At 39.9% G+C, this 18,561-nt stretch carries 15 protein-coding genes; 7 read left to right on the top strand and 8 right to left on the bottom strand.

All coding sequences use genetic code 11. From position 1 onward, the window contains the following. Nucleotides 1-107 precede the first annotated feature (107 nt). Nucleotides 108-776: a lysophospholipid acyltransferase family protein gene (locus AC21OG_RS04000; RefSeq protein ID WP_487377734.1), complete on the top strand. Its 669-nt coding sequence runs from the start codon at nt 108-110 to the stop codon at nt 774-776. A 242-nt stretch (nt 777-1,018) separates the two neighbouring features. Here the strand turns inward: AC21OG_RS04000 and AC21OG_RS03995 are convergent, their stop codons facing one another. Then, on the bottom strand, nt 1,019-1,699 hold the full coding sequence (locus tag AC21OG_RS03995) for an SDR family NAD(P)-dependent oxidoreductase (protein ID WP_487377735.1): 681 nt from the start codon (nt 1,697-1,699) through the stop codon (nt 1,019-1,021). Nucleotides 1,700-2,055: 356 nt separating this feature from the next. After that, on the bottom strand, nt 2,056-3,627 hold the full coding sequence (locus tag AC21OG_RS03990) for a mechanosensitive ion channel (RefSeq protein WP_486547720.1): 1,572 nt from the start codon (nt 3,625-3,627) through the stop codon (nt 2,056-2,058). 614 nt (nt 3,628-4,241) lie between these two features. Here AC21OG_RS03990 and bamJ point away from each other — a divergent pair. Then, nucleotides 4,242-5,003 carry a BamJ family beta-barrel-assembly machinery protein gene (bamJ, locus tag AC21OG_RS03985; protein WP_487377736.1) on the top strand — a complete coding sequence of 254 codons (762 nt, stop codon included), beginning with the start codon at nt 4,242-4,244 and terminating at the stop codon, nt 5,001-5,003. A 195-nt stretch (nt 5,004-5,198) separates the two neighbouring features. Here the strand turns inward: bamJ and argA are convergent, their stop codons facing one another. After that, a complete protein-coding gene (gene argA, locus AC21OG_RS03980) occupies nt 5,199-6,521 on the bottom strand; it encodes an amino-acid N-acetyltransferase (protein WP_486547718.1) in 1,323 nt (440 codons plus the stop codon). A gap of 623 nt (nt 6,522-7,144) precedes the next feature. Here argA and AC21OG_RS03975 point away from each other — a divergent pair. Both AC21OG_RS03975 and AC21OG_RS03970 read left to right on the top strand, forming a co-directional pair. Continuing rightward, complete coding sequence (locus AC21OG_RS03975; RefSeq protein ID WP_487377737.1) at nt 7,145-7,732, top strand: hypothetical protein; 588 nt, start codon at nt 7,145-7,147, stop codon at nt 7,730-7,732. Nucleotides 7,733-8,219: 487 nt separating this feature from the next. After that, entirely contained in the window at nt 8,220-10,040 is a 1,821-nt protein-coding gene (locus AC21OG_RS03970; protein ID WP_487377738.1) for a choice-of-anchor I family protein, read from the top strand. Nucleotides 10,041-10,390: 350 nt separating this feature from the next. Here the strand turns inward: AC21OG_RS03970 and AC21OG_RS03965 are convergent, their stop codons facing one another. After that, nucleotides 10,391-11,461, bottom strand: a complete 1,071-nt coding sequence (locus AC21OG_RS03965) for a patatin-like phospholipase family protein (RefSeq protein WP_487377739.1) — start codon at nt 11,459-11,461, stop codon at nt 10,391-10,393. Nucleotides 11,462-11,465: 4 nt separating this feature from the next. Continuing rightward, entirely contained in the window at nt 11,466-12,356 is an 891-nt protein-coding gene (locus AC21OG_RS03960; protein WP_486547714.1) for a CBS domain-containing protein, read from the bottom strand. Nucleotides 12,357-12,578: 222 nt separating this feature from the next. Here AC21OG_RS03960 and AC21OG_RS03955 point away from each other — a divergent pair, with 222 nt between their 5' ends. Beyond that, a complete protein-coding gene (locus AC21OG_RS03955; RefSeq protein WP_487377740.1) occupies nt 12,579-13,805 on the top strand; it encodes an Lnb N-terminal periplasmic domain-containing protein in 1,227 nt (408 codons plus the stop codon). A 72-nt stretch (nt 13,806-13,877) separates the two neighbouring features. On the opposite strand, the gene AC21OG_RS03950 is transcribed toward AC21OG_RS03955, so the two are convergent. The 3 genes from AC21OG_RS03950 to AC21OG_RS03940 all read right to left on the bottom strand — a co-directional run bounded on the left by AC21OG_RS03950 (nt 13,878) and on the right by AC21OG_RS03940 (nt 15,418). Continuing rightward, a complete protein-coding gene (locus AC21OG_RS03950) occupies nt 13,878-14,585 on the bottom strand; it encodes a metal-dependent hydrolase (RefSeq protein ID WP_487377741.1) in 708 nt (235 codons plus the stop codon). Nucleotides 14,586-14,636: 51 nt separating this feature from the next. Continuing rightward, a complete protein-coding gene (locus AC21OG_RS03945) occupies nt 14,637-14,930 on the bottom strand; it encodes a 4a-hydroxytetrahydrobiopterin dehydratase (RefSeq protein WP_486547711.1) in 294 nt (97 codons plus the stop codon). Between the two features lie 206 nt (nt 14,931-15,136). Continuing rightward, nucleotides 15,137-15,418, bottom strand: a complete 282-nt coding sequence (locus tag AC21OG_RS03940; protein WP_487377742.1) for a GNAT family N-acetyltransferase — start codon at nt 15,416-15,418, stop codon at nt 15,137-15,139. A gap of 224 nt (nt 15,419-15,642) precedes the next feature. On the opposite strand from AC21OG_RS03940, the gene AC21OG_RS03935 reads away from it, so the two are divergent. Beyond that, complete coding sequence (locus AC21OG_RS03935; protein ID WP_487377743.1) at nt 15,643-16,167, top strand: GNAT family N-acetyltransferase; 525 nt, start codon at nt 15,643-15,645, stop codon at nt 16,165-16,167. A 75-nt stretch (nt 16,168-16,242) separates the two neighbouring features. Further along, nucleotides 16,243-17,904 carry an energy-dependent translational throttle protein EttA gene (gene ettA, locus AC21OG_RS03930; protein WP_486547709.1) on the top strand — a complete coding sequence of 554 codons (1,662 nt, stop codon included), beginning with the start codon at nt 16,243-16,245 and terminating at the stop codon, nt 17,902-17,904. Nucleotides 17,905-18,561 lie beyond the last annotated feature (657 nt).

The raw sequence follows: 18,561 nt of genomic DNA, 5'->3' as shown, positions 1-18,561 counted from the left end.
CTACAAAAATAACTATTTTTTGCGTTTGCAATCGCCTTGATAGGTTAATTTCAAGATTTGCTATTATAGATTTTAACTAATGGAAATAAGAGTAAGGATACAACATAATGTCTAAACGAGAAGCATCGAAAAATGCATTGGTAAACATTAGGAAGCGACTTACCCATAAGGGGTTAGGTAACAAGGTTCCTAGACGTGGAGGCATGATTGCGCCGCCTTTGTCACGTGCTATTCTTAAGGCTATGGGCTGGAAAGCGGTTGGAGATATCCCAAATGTCCCTAAAGCCGTTTTCCTTGCCCTACCTCATACTTCAAACTTTGATGGCCTCTATGCGATCCCACTGGTGCTTGGTCTCGATTTAGATATTAAACTCCTTGGTAAGGATAGCCTGTTTAAATATCCGTTATTGGCTGCTTTTTTTAAGTGGGCAGGTATTGTTCCTATCAACCGAAGCAAAAATGGTACCGTTTTACAAGCCAGTATAGATCGGTTTAACTCCAGTGAAACGCTATACTTAGGATTGGCGCCAGAGGGTACCAGAAACTATACAGATAAGTTGAGAACAGGGTTTTATTATATTGCCCATGGGGCAGGGGTGCCTATTATCCCTGTCGCGATGGATTATAAAACCAAAGAGATTCGATTTATGACGCCTGTTTATCCGACAGGGAACTATGAAGAAGATGTGGCATTTATTTTGGAACAATATAAAGGGGTGGTACCTAAGCATCCCGAAAAGATGGCTCAGCCACTACAAGATATCAATAAAATGTGACTATTAAACGATTTAGATTCTGACTAAGTTGGTTTTACTCAAATTAAAAGACCTGCAGTTAGCAGGTCTTTTTTTATAGAAATACATTTTGTATAAAATAACCTATCCTATGCTTGTTAAATTCGGCCAGACTCATGAACTTACTATTTATAGTGTTTGCTTTGTTGCGTTTGGACTTGCCTTACTCCATAGGATGATTTTAAGATTTGGTATAACGTTAACCATTAAACATTTAGAATGACTTAGTGAATTGTTAGACTAAAACCACCATCTACAGGTAGGGTCACCCCTGTAATCATACTAGCATCAGCACTCGCTAAAAAGGCTATCGCATCGGTAATGGCCTCTAGTTCTATTAACTCTCCTAACGGACTCTGAGCTAAAAATTGTGAGACGTTTACCTCCTCATCCTGGTGTTCAGTTGTTAAGCCTGCAATAACAGCATTTACCCTCATTCCTTGACGACCATATTTTAAGGCAAGCTCACTGGCTCTTTTTGTAAATTCTGTGTGATTTGAGCCATAGCCTTCTATACCCCAACCACCTTGTGTCTCTGAAATCAAGGATACATTCACTATGTTACCTTTGGTTTTGATCAGTTCAGACAATAGGGCTTGCTCAATATCAAAGTTGGTATTTAGATTAATTAAAGCGTCCACTTTTCCATATTTATCAACCACATAATTTACCAGTTGAGCAGTTTGCTGTTTATTATTAATATCGGAAGTCACGGTCAAATGGTTGCCGGCATTAATCCACGTATGATCAAGGGGCAATTCCTCAGCGATATCACTTAATACATCACTATTCATACCAATTAAAATAACGTTAGCGCCTTCTCGAGCGAGTCTTAAAGCCGTGACTCTTCCAATTTCTGAGTCTGCACCGGTTATTATCACAGCTTTATCATTAAAACGTTTCATAAAATACAAACCCTTATAGTTACCATTGACACTGCTTGTATGATTTTGACAAGAAACCGCAAGTATAGCAACCCTGTATAAAGGATAATATATACAAACCCTAGTCTTCGTTATAACTAAAGTGTGACAACGCTAACCTTACAATATAAACAGCAGTGGACTTATAAGGCAAATAAATAGACAAATAAAAAGGCAAATAAAAAGGCAAATAAAAAGGCAAATAAAAAGGCAACCCCTAAAGGCTGCCTTTTTATTCATTTGAACATTCAAAATATCGTCAAATTAACCGTTATAAACCATCAACTTAACGATAATATTTAAATGTAACCTTCAATAAATCAAATCTTCAATAACGATTACTTGTTATCAAAGTTAGGTGTTGTAGGTTCATCACCTGAGATCGTTGTAATCGAAGGCTCTTTACCTGTTTCAACTTCAGTGTTGGCGATTGCTTTTTCAGCTTTTGCTTTCTCTGCTTCAGTTTCAGCTTTATCTTGAAGTTTACGTAGGAAGCGAGCGGCTGCTTCTTGACCCCCAAGACCAAATGATAGTGCGAAGGCAACGGCAACGGCACCCAAGGTAAGACCAAAAGCAAGGTTAACAATAGAGTCAGCAATACCCATTGCTTTTAAGCCCATAGCTAACACAAGACCCATGATAAGGACGCGGATAATATTTGCAAGGAACTGTGAACCTTTATCCGAACGCTCAACTGCACCAGCAATGATGTTTGCTAACCAAAAACCGATGAATAGGATGATGGCACCTAAGATGATGTCTGCACCAAATGCGATGAACATGGTTATGATAGCGCTAATCTGTTCAAAGCCTAATAAGTCTGCAGCAAGAATACCGGCAAACAGCATAGCAAAGAATATAATAGCATGACCAACAAGATCAGATATCTTAGTATTACCCATTGTGCTGTCTAAACCAACTTTCGCTGGTAGTGCATTAACTGTCGTATTTTCAAGCAAGCCTTTAACAACATTTGCCACCATTTTCATGATGAAGTAAGTGATGATCAAGATAGCAGCTGCTGTAAAGATATTAGGTAATGCACTCATGATTTCGTTCAGCATATTCGTGGCTGGACGAGAAATCACTTCAATATTTAAGGTGTCTAGTGCAATGATAATGGTTGGAATAATAACCAATAAGAAAGCAAGTGAGCCTGCAATACTAGGCAGGCTGTTTTCACGATTATTGCTGATGCCTGCTTTCTCAGCAAAGCCTTGTAGGTTTAAGCTTGATACCATGTTGGTTACGATACCGCGTACGATTTTCGCAACGATGTAGCCCACAAAGAATACAATACCAGCCATGAAGATATTCGGTAGATATCCAATAGCTTTATGAAGCATAGCACTTAGTGGTGCAAACAATCCATCTAACTGCAATTGACCTAAAACGATGACGAGAACGAAAAGCAAGATCACCCAGTAAACCATATCAGCGATCGTACCACTCATAGGTTGAACACCAGCTTCAGCGCTTAGCTTTTCATCTAAAGTGGTTTTTGATAAGGCAGCATTAATAGCGGTACGGGCAACAGTAGCCACTACCCAACCAATCACACCAATAATCACAGCACCTAAAAGCGTTGGTATAAAGGATAAAACGCTATCAATCATATTCGCAAATGGAGCTGAAATAGCATTTAGACTAAGCATACTTAATGCACCAGATATGGCCATTAAGAAAATAAACCAAAAAACAACTTTCGAGATAATATTCTCAATATCGTATGTTTTACCCGTTGAGCTATTCATACGTTGATTTAGGTTCACGCGTGATAGCAAGTTACGAACCACACCAGCTAAGGCCATGGCAATTAACCAGCCAATGACAAAAACCAGAATAGCTGCGATAATCGAGCCAATTGGTCCGCCTAAATTATTATTAAACCAAACAAACATGTTATCCATGTTGTTACTCCTATAAAGTTTGCAAAAAGATAAAAGTGGCAAGTAGTCACACTTCTATATAATAGTTTTGTAGTTTTTAATCTAACTTTTGAATAAAATTGAAGTAGCAGTATACTAGATAAGCTAACTTCATTAAAAATAAAACAATAAATATGAGAAACCAAAGTTTCATGACAGTGTAAATCAAATCAGTTACTTAAAGTTTTTCATAATAAAATAAAACTTAACTTAAGTTAATAAAAACTATACTTTTTAGACACTGACGAAATATCGCTTATTTTACAATCGATAGTTTACACTACACTTTAGCGGAATAATTAACAATAATAAATAGCTTTCTATCAGATGTGCTTAAATATAAGCGATAAGATGTGACATAGTGCCGATATGTTAACATTTTCTATACATTAGTAGTTCTATTTAGTGCTGCTATATGGTGATTCAGTGCCAAGTTTGATAATATGACTGCCATAGTTTAAGGACATAAAATGTTATGTTGCGATAATAATCTATATAGTTTCTTCTCGCCCTTATGCCTAAATAACCTAAATAAGCTAACACCCTAACTTTACAAACTATGTTAGCGTTTCAATTCACTGTAGAGATAATGTCTTATGAAAAAAGTAATGGTTCCAAAAGTCTTAACAATAGCGATTTTGACGTCGCTCGTTTCATTTGGCTGTGCTAATAATGGCAATAAAGCAGATCAAAATGGGTCGAGCGCGACAGTAACAGAAAGCAGCTCTGAACTTGAAAAAGTAGGCTATAGTATCGGCTTTGCGACTGCTGAAAGTTATAGAGATACGTTAGACGATCTCAATCTTGAGACTTTTGAGCAAGGCTTCCGTGATGCCTATGGTGAAAAGAAGGCAGCTTTGACTAAAGAGCAAATGCAAGATGTAATGACGAAGTATGAAGAGAAGAAACAAGCCGAAATCATGGAAAAAATGAAACAATCAGCGGTTACCAATAAATCAGCCGGTGACAAGTTTCTTGCAGACAATGCTAAAAAAGAAGGCGTTAAAACCACTGAATCTGGATTACAGTATAAGGTACTAAAGCCAGGTACTGGTAAGTCAGTAAGCGAAAGTGATGTGGTAAAAATTAACTATGAAGGCAAATTGCTTGATGGCACTGTATTTGACAGCTCTTTTGACAGAGGTGAGCCTGTCGTATTCCCAGTACAAGGTATGATACCTGGGTTTACCGAAGGGTTAACTTTGATGAAAGAGGGGGGCGAGTATGAATTATACATTCCTGCTGACCTTGCATATGGGGAAACAGGAAGTCCAGGGATTGAGCCAAATAGCACCTTAATATTTAAGGTACAAATGATAGAGGTTAACCCTAAAATGCCTGAGCAACCAGATCAATAGTTTGACGGTTTTATAGTCAGCGAACTACTAAACGGTTACAGTGTTAACCTCATTAAGCCTACTACAGTAGTACTTACACTCGGTTGCCTTGTCACCATTTTAGACTTCTTTGACTATATCAAGCTTTTAGCTTCAAGATTCAAAAAAATACCTGCTTCTCATGAGCAGGTATTTTTTTGCAAGTTGTGTAAAACTTTAGAGTCTTTTTTGAAAGACTTTGGAGTTTCGACCATTATGATAAGCGGTGCGACGCGGCTCAGGTAAGGTATCCGCATTGACTTCAACAAAACCTTGTTCGACGAACCAATGAGAAGTCCGAGTGGTCAATGCAAATAGATGATGACGACCATGACTGCGGGCCTGTTGTTCTAAAAAGGCGAGTAAATCTGTCCCTCTACTGCCATTGCGATAATCTGGATGAATAGCGATAGAAGCAACTTCAGCGGAGTCCTCATCTAAAGGATATAAAGCGGCGCATCCTAAAATCATACCATCACGCTCAATAACACTATAAGACTCGATCTCTTGCTCTAATCGCTCTTTAGACCGCTGGACTAAAATACCCTGTTCTTCTAAAGGTGATAATAGCTCAAGTAGACCCACCACATCATCGATAGTCGCTCGGCGGATCTCTTCATAGGGGTCATGACTGATTAGAGTGCCAGATCCATCTCGGGTAAACAGCTCTTCAAGTAAAGCACCATCTTGAGCATAAGAAATAATATGAGTGCGGTGAATACCTGCACGGCAAGCATCGGCAGCACAATGTAAGAAATAATATATTTCACGGTCTAAATTGCGATCACGTAAGAAGCGGTCCACTTCATTTGGAATCATGGCATGTAATAAGCGACCTTCTTCATTAATACCGGTTTCACTGCCTAAGAAAATAAGTTTATCAGCATTAAGAGCAACGGCAGCCGATAAAGCAACATCTTCTCCTAGTAAGTTAAAAACTTCACCAGTTGCGGAGTAGCCCATCGAGCCTAGAATCACAATATGATTATGTATTAGGTTGTTTCTAATGGCTTCAGTGTCAATGGAGCGCACTTCACCCGTCATTTGATAGTCAACGCCATCACGAACCCCATACGGTCTAGCGGTAACGAAGTTGCCAGAAACGGCATCAATGCGTGAGCCATACATAGGTGAATTTGCCAGTCCCATCGACAGCTGTGCTTCTATCTGTAAGCGAATAGCACCGACCGCTTCAAGAATGGTAGGCATAGCCTCTTTAGGGGTGACACGGATATCATTATGCAGAGGAGAATCTACACCGAGAGCGGCTATATTTTTCTCAATTTGCGGGCGGGCACCATGAACCAGTACCAGTTTTATACCGAGGCTATGTAATAGCGCAAAATCATGGATTAAGTTACTGAAATTGGGGTGATTTACAGCTTCACCGCCAAACATGATGACGAACGTCTTGCCTCGATGCGTATTGATATAAGGGGCAGAGTTACGAAACCAATGAACATAGTCTGGAGTAATTTGTGGCATAGCAGTATCAATCATATCAAAATATCACATTAGGCTTAGGGCTAAGAAAAACTAAAAACGCTTTAACGATAGCAAAAAATACAGTGTTGAGCTATCTTTATTTGAACAAGCACACAGACAAAGACTTAATTTACACATCATATTACAGCTGAATATAGATAGTTACCTTAAATTGTTCCATACTATCGTTGCTAGCACAGTTGTTGCTAAGCATTGATATTGCTAAGAACTGTGTTTTAGATCTAACATGAGTGTCTTAAGACGTATAGTTAAATTAGTATACTTAAGTTTATAAAGGCATAACAGTTTGTTAAAGGGTCTGTTTAATATTCACCACGTAAGCTACCTTCTAAGTATAAAAGTCTAAGTATAAAAGTCTAAGTATAAAAGCTATAAGCTTAAAGCTCGTAAGCATAAAACCTATCAGCTTAAAAACAGTGTGGTTTTAAGGATAATGTTACACCAATTTTTCTTTTAGAACGCATGCTCAAACTGGCCCTTTATCATCAAATTAATCACAAGAACAGGTGCAACTTAGTCTGATAATCATTAAACTATACAAAAATATTGATCAATGCTAGTCTACATATAGGCTTAAAATAAGTATACCCTAACAATCGATATAGGAATGATCTTTTATGAAATCTTACACTTCAACCTCTTCTAGAGCTGCCTCTAAATTTGGTGGCATTACCGCCATTGCTACGCTAATGTTAGCAGGTACTCTAAGCGCTCACGCAATGTTGCCTACCCCTGAGCCAGAAATGAGCAATCCCAGCAATCAGACCAATACCCAGATTATGCAGCAGTCGCGCACCACTCAAAATCAAGCGAGTGCTATCACTACCAAAACGGTTGCTGCTTTGGTTAGTATTGATAATCAAGGTAATCCAGTATTAAAACCTATAATTGCGAATACGCGTCTACAAAAGGGTAATGTAATTGAGTATTATACCTATATTACTAATAATGGTGATGATCGTATGCGCAAAATGGACGTTACGATGAACATTCCTGATGAGTTGAAGCTGGTGGGACAAGTGTATCCAGATACCGCCTCCGCCAGTCTTGATGGCAAAAGTTTCAACCGTATGCCATTACGAGGTCGTGTGGATGGACAAGTAAAAGATGTGCCACTTGAGTATTATAAGCATTTGCGTTGGACTATCGAAGGGTTGGGTGTGAATGAGACGGCAGCAGTGAAATATCGTGCAATAGTTCGCTAATAGCTCAGGATTTAATACGAAGCGTTGAATTTATTTATATTACTTCACTTTACTAAAAAACTGATAACTGATAACTGATAACTGATTACCCACTACTCATTAGCAACATAGTAGTGGGTTTTTTTATGGTCATACCAGTTCTTTCAAATAACTTATCTTAGTCATGCTGATTAAACCGACTATTTATAGCACTTATTTTATAGCATTGATTCTTGCCTATCCTTAATAGGTAAATTTTTAGATTTGGTATACGTTTAGCGGCTACTAGAGATTCAACCTATACGTGGAGTTTGGTTTTGAGGATAATTTAACTATTATCGGTTCATTTTATTTTAGCGAATGAGTGTCCAAACCTGTCCAAATATTTAAGGTTATTAATTAATGTCATCAAGCCTTAATAAATAATGAGTATTTTGTCTTATTTGTAGAAAATTTTTACTCACTAAAATGCTCTTTAATGACATCACACTATTAAGGCTACGATGCTATGCTATTTCCTGTTACTCAATCAAAACGCACTGATTCAAAACGCAATGATGTAAAGTACAAGAACCAACTCATAAGCACCGACACGCTACCTAGAGTCTTATCCAATCGTTATTTTAGTTTAATAGGACTAACTGGATTATTAACCACTAGCCTTCTGATGTCTGCCTGTGCCAATCAGGCAACCTCTCAGCGAACTACTGGTGTGAATAAGCAATTAGATACAAGTCGTCAAAGTGCTGACTCACAACAGTATCAAAGCGTGACGTTTACCCCAGCAGGTAGCTATGTGCACGGGGCATTTGATGAGTCGGCGGCCGAAATTATCGCTTATCATCCAGCGACCCGTCGTAGCTTTGTGGTCAATGCACAAAATAAAAAAGTAGATGTGATCGATCTGTCAAATATTCACAAGCCTGTATTGGTGCGCTCATTAGCAGTATCTGATATTGGAAGTGTCGTTAATAGTGTGGCTGTGCAAGGTGATTTGATAGCCTTAGCTGTACAAGCAAATACCAAGACGGATAATGGGCATGTGGTCATCTTTGATGCCAATACCCTTGAGCGTATCCAGACAATAGAAGTAGGCGCTTTGCCTGATATGGTAACCTTTAGCCATGATGGACAATATTTATTGGTCGCCAATGAGGGTGAGCCTGACGATGATTATAAAGTCGATGCCGAAGGTTCGGTCAGTGTGATCAGTCTTAAAGATATCCGTAAGCCCGAGGTAAAAACGGCGACCTTTAATCCGTTTAATAATCAAAAGCAGTCTTTAATCAATGCTGGCGTGCGCATCTTTGGTAAAAAAGCTGATGGCACTATGAGTACCGTGGCGGAAGATTTAGAGCCAGAATATATTGTGGTCGATAAAGACAACAAGACTGCATATGTGAGTTTGCAGGAAAATAACGCCATTGCCATTATTGATATTGCGACTGCCCAAGTTAAGGCTATCAAAGCGTTAGGCGCAAAAGACCATTCTAAGGTAGGAAATGAACTGGACGTCAGTAATAAAGATGATGCCATTAATATCACCACGTGGCCAATCATGGGCATGTATATGCCAGATGCCATTGCCTATTATACGGTAAATGGTAAAGATTATATTGTTACAGCTAATGAAGGTGATGCCCGTGAATGGGGCGATTTTAAGGAAGAGATTGGCTTTAATGATGTAAAAACAGACCCTGTGAAATTTAACCGTCAAGCCTGTCATAACATGGACTGTGGTGACAAAAAAGCGCTGGGTAAAATAGACTTTTCGGCCTCGATGGGCGACAGTAATGGCGATGGCGTTTATGACTCTCTATATAGCTTTGGGGCGCGCTCGTTTAGTATTTGGGATGCTGATAATTTAACGACGCCGGTCTATGACAGTGGCAGCTTTATGGGTAAGTATACCGCGCAAAAATACCCGAAAAACTTCAATACCAGCAATGACAAAAATTCATTTGATAATCGCAGTGACAATAAAGGGGTCGAGCCTGAAGGGGTGACAATAGGACAAGTAGGATCACAAACGATAGCCTTTATTGGGCTAGAGCGTATATCAAGCGTGATGGCCTTTGATGTTACCAATCCTAAAGCAGTACGTTTCTTAGGTGAAGTTAATACTCGTACGTTTGATGATGCTAAACTAAAAGCGGCTGAAAAGGGCAGCATGCCTGCCAATGCAGATGGTGACTTAGGCCCAGAGGGCTTGACCTTTGTTTCTGCAAAAGACTCACCTTCTGGTAAGCCTCTATTATTAGTCGGGTTTGAGGTTAGTGGTAGCTCAAGAGTGTTTGAGCTAGATTTTTCGCCAGCGCTGGCTCGATAAAGCTGTGACGACATTTCAGAGCATAAAACTCATCTAAAGTTTTAGCAACAACCTAATTAAAAGTCAAACTAAAGAAGGGGACAGTATAAGTATACTGCCCCCTTCTTTGTATTTAAAAAGGAAAGCTGTCTCATTTTATAAACCATAAAGGGTTAAGGATCAATTTAATAAGCTTAATTAAAATAACGGATTAAGTAAGTGGTTATACCGAATTAAGGTTACCCAATCTAAACGCTTAACCTAATAACAAGGGCAAGGGAGGGTACAAACGCTATAAATAATATATACGTGTAAATAATAGAGGTAATGAGCCTGATAAAGACCTGATAAAGATAGGTTGATTAACGGAGTTAATTGACCGTATAGGTATTATGTTGAAGCTTAGCTTCTCTATTTGCTTGTTCAATCGCCGCTTTAATAGCAGGCATGTTTTGCTCAGTGGCCGTAACGCCTGCCGCAATTGCTTTCTCACGGTCTAGCGTATTAATAGGGCTCATATCAGCAACATCAGGACGTAACACCACAGTAGCACGGCCTATTTCTGCTTTATTAATAGCCGCATAATTTTTGGTATAGGGTCCTGATTTATGGCTTTGCGCATTGGCACTCATATAGTCATGATAGCCTTGTTCAATCAAAGACCAAATCGTCCTACTCGAAGTGCTGTTTGAGCCCTTCGCTTGTGACTCTTGTCCCACTTGCAAATCAACGGCAATAATCACATCGGCACCCATTGCTTTAGCAGTATCAACTGGCACGATGCTAACAACACCACCATCAATGTATTTTTTGCCAACCTGCCCTGATGTCTTAGGATCGGGTATGCGAGGGGCAATAAAAATATTAGGGACGCTACTTGAGGCTTGCACGATGAGACCGGCTTCTCCTTCAGTGAACACGGTTTTTTTAAGGGTATGTTTTTCGGCGGCTACTGCCCCAAAACGGATAGGAAACGACTGAATTGGTTGATTGTTTACCTGTGTATTCACAAAATTCCGTAGCTTAGTCCCTTCAATAATGCCTTGGTATGACACGGTGAAGTCTGTCAATTCACTATCTTTAGTCGTTACCGCTAGAGATTCAAGTTGCGACGCTGATTGACCACTGGCGTAGAGACTGCCAACGAAGCTACCGACACTGGTGCCGACTACTAAGTTTGGGTGGATGTTATTGGCTTCTAAAGCTTTAATAACCCCAACATGAGCAAAGCCCTTAGCGCCACCACCACCCAATACTAACGCAATGACAGGGCCTTGTTCGGTCTCGGCTTTGACAACAGGCGCACTTGTCGTTGTGGTACAAGAAGCGACAACAAGACAAGTACAGAGCCCAAGTGCTTTCCCTATGTGATTGGTCGACACTGTATTAAGACAGTGATGATGTTTTGGATCAGTCGCTAAGGTAGAAAACAAAGTCAGCATTGGTTTAATAGTCTTCTCCTACTTCAATAGTGACTGGGGTTAGTTCAAGAAGTTTAATTAAACGGGCATCTACATCGGTAATCGCGATATGCCAGCCTTGGATAACAACCGTCTGACCTTCTAAATCGCCCACATAGCCAAGCTCTTGCATCACTAGTCCACCCATGGTGTCAACCTCAGTGTCATCAAACGAGGTGTTAAGCTCTTCATTACAGTCTTCAATTAAGGTTGAGGCTTGAACGATCCAAGTATTGGGCTTATCAGGATGTGGAATAATATTATTGATGTCACTGTCTTCATTAAAGTCATCGTGCTCATCTACGATATCCCCCACAATCTCCTCTAATAGATCCTCCATGGTAACCACACCGACCATGTTACCAAACTCATCAACCACTACTGCCATATGGACTTGAGTACGCTGAAGGGAGCGTAGTAAAGTGTCAGAACGGGCCGTTTCACTGATGTAGAGGGGTTGACGAATAAGGGACTTAAGGCGAAATGAGCTATTAGCCTCATCATCTTCACGAATAATATTGACCAATAAGGGGATAAGGTCTTTAGCCAGTAAAATACCAATCACCGCATCATCATCTTGGCTATCAAAGACAGGATAGCGAGAATGACTGGTCTCGAGTATCATATCCATGATGTCTTTTAGGTTATCATGCTCTCGCACCCCTTCTACTTGTGGGCGCGGTGTCATAATTTCTCGGACTTGAGTGGCAGGGAGGTCAAGTACACCCTCTAGCATATCAACCGTATCAGGCTCTAAGAATTGGCGTGAATCTTGTACCAGCTTGATGAGTTCATCCCGAGTTTCCGGGGCAGTATTTAGCCAGCGTTTCAATCCACGCATGGACCAATTGGATGTACCAGAGTTGTCATCGGACATGGGGGAAGTATCACCTCGTATGGTTGTTAAGTTGCTCTCACTTTATCTTAAGGTGGGCTGATATTCAATGTTAAATACTAATAAATTGCTTGCTATTTTGTATAGCTATTTAATGTTGCCACTTTTAGTGACCATTAAACTTGTAATGCAACTTGAAAGTTGCTATGTGACTCGTACTACCATAAACTAAGCCCTTATTTAAGGTTATAAAGTCAAATTGTTATGTCAAAATCTAGTCTGTCTCCTGAGTCAAACTCAGTTTCTAATCTCAAACACGGCCTTATAAAGCGTACGGTGTTAAGGTTGGTCAGAGGCGTCAAGTTTGTGGCATTATCAATAGCAGCACTGTGGGCAAGCCTTGTGGCATGGGTTCAGCTTAACGATTACGCCATACTGCGCTGGCTAGCCATTATAGCTATAGTTACTCTTACCGTTGTGGTTTTTAGCTCTTTTTTAAGGCGATCCGAGCTTTGGGCTTATTGGTATAAGTGGCTGGTTTGTGTCTCACTCATACTATGGGTATTGTTGGCGGCTTGGTTTATCTGGTTACCCGCCAAGCAAGATAGAGCTTGGAAGGAAGAGGTCAGTCATCAAGTGAGTGTCACTATCGATGACGCTAACCCTGATAGGGTTACACTACACAATGTTCGTAACTTCGACTGGGTACGCAAGAGAGGTAGTGAGAAGCTAGTCCAACCTAACGAGCCGTATTATCACAGTGTCGGTGACAGTGGTCTAGATGAAGTCGCAAAAGCCCGATGGACTGATCGGACAATTGATCTGAGCAAGCTTAGCGGGGTTGATATTATCAACTCATATTGGATGGGTAAGCAAGTTGGACACACCCTGTTAAGCTTTAGATTTGAAGATGATCGACCACTGAGCTTCTCGATAGAGATTCGCAAAGAAGAAGATGAGTCTTTTTCTGCGCTGGGTGGCTTTGTTAAGCAGTTTGAAATGACGTTGATAGCGTCTGAGGAGCGCGATATTGTTTATACCCGCAGTAATGTAAGGGGTGAGCAGGTATATATCTTTCCACTGCAAGGATTAAGTTATAAAAAGGTTCGCGAACTGTTTCAGGCGTATTTACAGCAAGCTGATGCGCTAAATCAGGATGCAAAGTGGTACAACACCTTAATTGATAACTGTACGACGGTAATATTTGATATGGCTCGTGACGTCAATAAAGATAGGTTTCCATGGGATTACCGCATACTATTATCAGGTTATGTGCCCAATTACTTATATGATGAAGGTCTATTACCTCACAGCGTGGCTCATTCAGATCAGAATGATGAGAATGAAATATGGTCGATAGCGCAGTGGTATGCCAATGCGCATATCAATCCTAAGGTGGCAGACTTTGATTTTGATGCTAATCAGGATCCAGAGTTATACTCTCAAAAGATACGTCAAGGGTTGCCACAGCCGAGTCTGATAAAGGATTAATCAACTTAGAACTCTATTAAACATAGACCGTTACTATGCCTAGCGTCCATTTAGTTTCCTTCTAGCGCCCAGCTATCGTATCAGCACCTCAGGGAGCATCGCATCTTTTAATAACCACCACGTAATCGGGTCACTCACTTTGCGATAGAAGGGATCAAACGGCGGTGCAATTAAAATAAAAGTGAGTACTAACGCATACAGTCCGATGTAATAAAACCGCTGCGAGTGAGTATAGAACTTCATCGCAGTACCTGAGGAGCGCTTTAGGCGATTGTTGAGTAAATCGACGCTATAGGCTTCATCAAGACCTAAATGCACCAATGACCCCAGTAATAAAAATGCCCCGTAAAACCAGCTTACAATAGAAGAGGTCTCTAAAAGGTAATAGTTGACACAAGTTAGTCCTAGTGCCAACAATATCATATAAGGGACAGAGTGAATGATACCTCGGTGCACGGTCAGCTTTGTAAATACAGCAAAGACCGCATAACGTACAAAGACGTACCCTACCAACCAAAGCAGTAGCATAGAGAGTAGGGACAACTCGCTACGCCAATGAATAATCAACATATAAGCAAGTGCCAACGAGAGAATATCAAACCCCATTTTAATGGGTGTTGAATTATCCGAATCGATGTCTGGCAGTAGACCGCCAATCGTGCCAGTGAGTACACACATCAAAAACTCATGAGCATCGACCAGTCCTGCCTTGAATGTTATCAAGCCCAAAACCCCACTAACAGCAAAGCCGCCAGTGAGGTGGGTTTTAAAATTTGCCACAGAATATAAACCTAATGAAAGTGATAAGTAGGGTGAGAAGGGGTTATAACATTAAAAAACCTTGGGTTGAACAATTTCTTCCATACGTTTAGCAAGACGTATGTCATGACTTGAAATACCATTTAAGTCATGAGTCATAAGACGAACGCGCACTTCATTAAAGATATTAGTCCACTCTGGATGGTGTTCAAGCTCTAATGCCCGGTAAGATGCTTGAACCATAAAGCTCATTGCCTCGGCAAAATCATTAAAAACAAACGTTTTAACGATAGCATTGCCATCCTTGCTCCATCCTTTTAATTCTTGTAATTGTAGCTCTACTTGAGCGTCTGTGAGATGGCTCATAAAGCCCTCCAATATTAGGTCAAAGATAAGCTATATCATAATATAAAAGAGCAATGAAAGAATAGCCTCTAAAATAATATAATCAACCAACGTCATTTAAAGTAAAAGTAATTTAAAGTATCTGATGCAACCCGCTTTAGTTAGCGGTATTAGATGAACCAGATAATATTAACCAAAGCTAATCATCCAGAAAGAGTCATCCAAAGTTAGTCAACCAGATCTTGATACTCATCATGCTTATTAATATAGGCGGCAACAAATGAGCACTGGGGTACCACTTTTTTACCTTCCTCACGTGCATAATCCAAAGCGTGTTTTGCTAAAGCAGAGCCGACGCCTTGACCACCGAGCTCAGGTGGGACAATAGTATGGTCGTAAATGATAGTATCACCGTGATCTTGATAACTTAGAAATCCAGTATGACCGTCTATAGTGGTTTCAAAGCGGTTGTCGCTAGTATTATGGGTGATGTTAATATCGATGCTCATTGTTAGCTCCTTATGTTTTTTTATAAAAGCTATTTTTTATAAAAGCTATTTAGCCTGCCATGTTAATCAAAGAAAATAGGTCGATTAAAAAAAAGGTCGATTAAATAGTGAGTTATATATTAAGTGAACTCAAATAGGCTGGTCAGTAGAGAAATAGTAAATGACAGTATGGTATCGTCATTAGTTATGATTTAAATTGAATCATTGCAGAGGATAATTTACTTATGAGGATCTCGCTAGACCAACTCACTATCAGCCCCTTATCTACTAATGACTATAGAGCATTATTTAACTTTGAGCAACGCAATTGGGACTACTTTGCGCAATCTGTCGGTGCAAGACCTGATACTTATAAAGATTATGAGAGCTTTTGCAACGTTCAAGATGGTATTATGCAAGAGCAAGCTGACGGCACGATTGCCTTTTATCTACTATACCAAAAAGATAAAATCATTGGACGGATTAACTTGCGAAACATCAAGAATGGCAATGCTAGCTTGGGCTATCGTATATGCGAGTCCACAATCGGGCAGGGTATGGCGAGTTTTGCTGTGAGTCAGATATTACGAATAGCAAAACAGAAAGGTTTAACCCGTTTAAATGCTGAGGTAGCGGATACCAATCTGGCGTCAGAAAAAGTATTACGAAAAAACGGATTTAAATACTCACATACAGAAGTTGAAGCGGTATCTTTAAATGACAAAATGATTAATCTCAAACACTTTTATAAGATGATAACTTACCCCTGATATGCGATAATACAATGACTGTTAGTCCTAATTTCATTAACGTTATTTCATTATAAATCTTAAGACGGAGTCTTAATGGCACAATATATTTACACCATGAATAAGGTTTCGAAGCTTATTCCCCCTAAGCGTGAAATTCTTAAAGATATTAGCTTATCCTTTTTTCCTGGCGCCAAGATTGGTGTTTTAGGTATTAATGGCGCAGGTAAGTCAACCTTGCTTCGTATCATGGCTGGCGTGGATACCGAATATAGTGGTGAAGCACGTGCTCAGCCTGGTACTAAAATTGGCTACCTTCCACAAGAGCCACAACTTGATGATAGCAAAGATGTACGAGGTAATGTCGAAGATGGTATGCGTGAAGCCCTTGATGCGCTAGCACGTCTTGATGAAATCTATGCCGAATATGCCGCGCCTGATGCGGACTTTGATAAGTTGGCAGAAGAGCAGGGTAAGATGGAAGATATTATCCAAGCTTGGGATGCGCATAACCTCAATACTCAGCTAGAAAAAGCCGCTGATGCGCTGCGTCTGCCACCTTGGGATGCTGATGTTAGCAAACTCTCTGGTGGTGAGAAACGCCGTGTAGCATTGTGCCGTTTGTTGTTATCCCGTCCTGATATGTTGCTACTTGATGAGCCAACCAACCACTTAGATGCTGAGTCGGTGGCGTGGCTAGAGCAATTCTTGAAAAACTTCAGCGGTACGATTGTGGCGATTACCCACGATAGATACTTCTTAGATAACGTGGCAGAGTGGATCTTAGAGCTTGACCGTGGTTATGGCTATCCCTATGAAGGCAACTATACTGAGTGGCTTGAACAGAAAAACAAACGCTTAGAAGAACAGCAAAAGCAAGAAGAGTCGTTTGCCAAAGCGTTGAAAAAAGAGCTTGAGTGGGTCCGTAAAAACCAAAAAGGTCAACAAGCCAAATCTAAGTCTCGTATCCAGCGCTTTGAAGAGCTAAACTCGAAAGAGTTCCAACAGCGTAATGAGACTTCTGAGATCTATATTCCACCAGGTCCACGCCTAGGTAATAAAGTCATTGAGGTCAATAATATCTCAAAATCTTTTGGTGATCGTCTGCTATATGAGAACCTAAGCTTTAATGTGCCACCAGCAGGTATTGTCGGTATTATCGGTCCTAATGGTGCGGGTAAAACGACCTTGTTTAATATGATGACAGGACTTGATACGCCAGACACGGGCAGCGTTGATTTAGGCGAGAGTGTCAGTGTGGCTTATGTTGGTCAGGTACGTGATAATCTCGATGACAGCAAAACGGTGTGGGAAGAGGTGTCCGATGGTCTAGACGTTATTAAGGTTGGCGAATATGAAACGCCAAGTCGTGCTTATATCGGTCGCTTTAACTTCAAAGGTCAAGATCAGCAAAAGTTAGTTGGTAATCTATCGGGTGGTGAGCGTAACCGTCTACAGTTGGCTAAGACGCTTAAGCAAGGCGCTAACGTAATCTTACTTGATGAGCCTTCAAACGACTTAGATGTTGAGACTCTGCGAGCGCTTGAAGATGCGATCCAAGTCTTCCCAGGTACGGTACTGGTGGTTTCGCATGATCGCTGGTTCCTAGATCGTATTGCAACTCATATCCTAGCTTTCGAGCCGGAGGGTCCAGTCTGGTTTGATGGTAACTACTCTGAATATGAAGCGTACCGTAAGAAAACAATGGGTGATGACGCCGGTCCAAAACGTATGAAGTACAAGAAGATAACTAGCTAAGAGTGGGCTGATTTAATGGTTTAATAAATGATTTATAAATAGTTACCCATTGTTAAACCATCGTCTTGCATAATTTTACATTATTTACTATAGGCATAACTGCAAAAGCAGTTATGTCTTTTTTAATGGCTGTCATTTATCTATAGTTGATCCTGTATTCTATAGGTCTGCGTAATCAAATAGAGTGTTTATTAAGAGGGTCGTGTAAAAGTTCACTATAAATCAGATGATATTGTAAACAGTTTATTATCCGATAAATGTTAAGGGTTTTTCATATTTCTAATGATTTAATTGTTAAATCAACATTATTAAATTTTTCAATCCTTAATAATTTGGAGTTAGTGTTTAAGGCGCCAGTCGTTGCTAATACTTAGAATCGAGGCATATTTAAGGTAAAACTCATTAAAAATACGTTAAAAATTTTCAAATTATTTCTTTTAGAAATATCTTATAGATTATTATAAGACTATTTAAATAAGCTAATTAATTCAATGGGTTGATAGTTGATTTTGTCACATTCAGATACAAAACTAGGCTCTCCAGTACTCAAAAATTTTGATAGTTTAAGTCTTGAAGTTCAGAAAATTAGTGAAGCAGAAAACAAAGAGCAATCGTTTAAAATAAAATTTCTATTTGTAATATAAATAAAATATAAAT

The sequence above is a fragment of the Psychrobacter sp. CX5 genome (assembly GCF_057621535.2).
This window is presented reverse-complemented; position numbering and strand designations above follow the sequence as displayed.

What these genes read in the sequence shown, in the direction of transcription:
- AC21OG_RS04000 (WP_487377734.1), top strand. Translation starts at nt 108, where the DNA reads ATGTCTAAACGAGAAGCATCGAAAAATGCATTGGTAAACATTAGGAAG.
- AC21OG_RS03995 (WP_487377735.1), bottom strand. Translation starts at nt 1,699, where the DNA reads ATGAAACGTTTTAATGATAAAGCTGTGATAATAACCGGTGCAGACTCA.
- AC21OG_RS03990 (WP_486547720.1), bottom strand. Translation starts at nt 3,627, where the DNA reads ATGGATAACATGTTTGTTTGGTTTAATAATAATTTAGGCGGACCAATT.
- bamJ (WP_487377736.1), top strand. Translation starts at nt 4,242, where the DNA reads ATGAAAAAAGTAATGGTTCCAAAAGTCTTAACAATAGCGATTTTGACG.
- argA (WP_486547718.1), bottom strand. Translation starts at nt 6,521, where the DNA reads ATGATTGATACTGCTATGCCACAAATTACTCCAGACTATGTTCATTGG.
- AC21OG_RS03975 (WP_487377737.1), top strand. Translation starts at nt 7,145, where the DNA reads ATGAAATCTTACACTTCAACCTCTTCTAGAGCTGCCTCTAAATTTGGT.
- AC21OG_RS03970 (WP_487377738.1), top strand. Translation starts at nt 8,220, where the DNA reads ATGCTATTTCCTGTTACTCAATCAAAACGCACTGATTCAAAACGCAAT.
- AC21OG_RS03965 (WP_487377739.1), bottom strand. Translation starts at nt 11,461, where the DNA reads ATGCTGACTTTGTTTTCTACCTTAGCGACTGATCCAAAACATCATCAC.
- AC21OG_RS03960 (WP_486547714.1), bottom strand. Translation starts at nt 12,356, where the DNA reads ATGTCCGATGACAACTCTGGTACATCCAATTGGTCCATGCGTGGATTG.
- AC21OG_RS03955 (WP_487377740.1), top strand. Translation starts at nt 12,579, where the DNA reads ATGTCAAAATCTAGTCTGTCTCCTGAGTCAAACTCAGTTTCTAATCTC.
- AC21OG_RS03945 (WP_486547711.1), bottom strand. Translation starts at nt 14,930, where the DNA reads ATGAGCCATCTCACAGACGCTCAAGTAGAGCTACAATTACAAGAATTA.
- AC21OG_RS03940 (WP_487377742.1), bottom strand. Translation starts at nt 15,418, where the DNA reads ATGAGCATCGATATTAACATCACCCATAATACTAGCGACAACCGCTTT.
- AC21OG_RS03935 (WP_487377743.1), top strand. Translation starts at nt 15,643, where the DNA reads ATGAGGATCTCGCTAGACCAACTCACTATCAGCCCCTTATCTACTAAT.
- ettA (WP_486547709.1), top strand. Translation starts at nt 16,243, where the DNA reads ATGGCACAATATATTTACACCATGAATAAGGTTTCGAAGCTTATTCCC.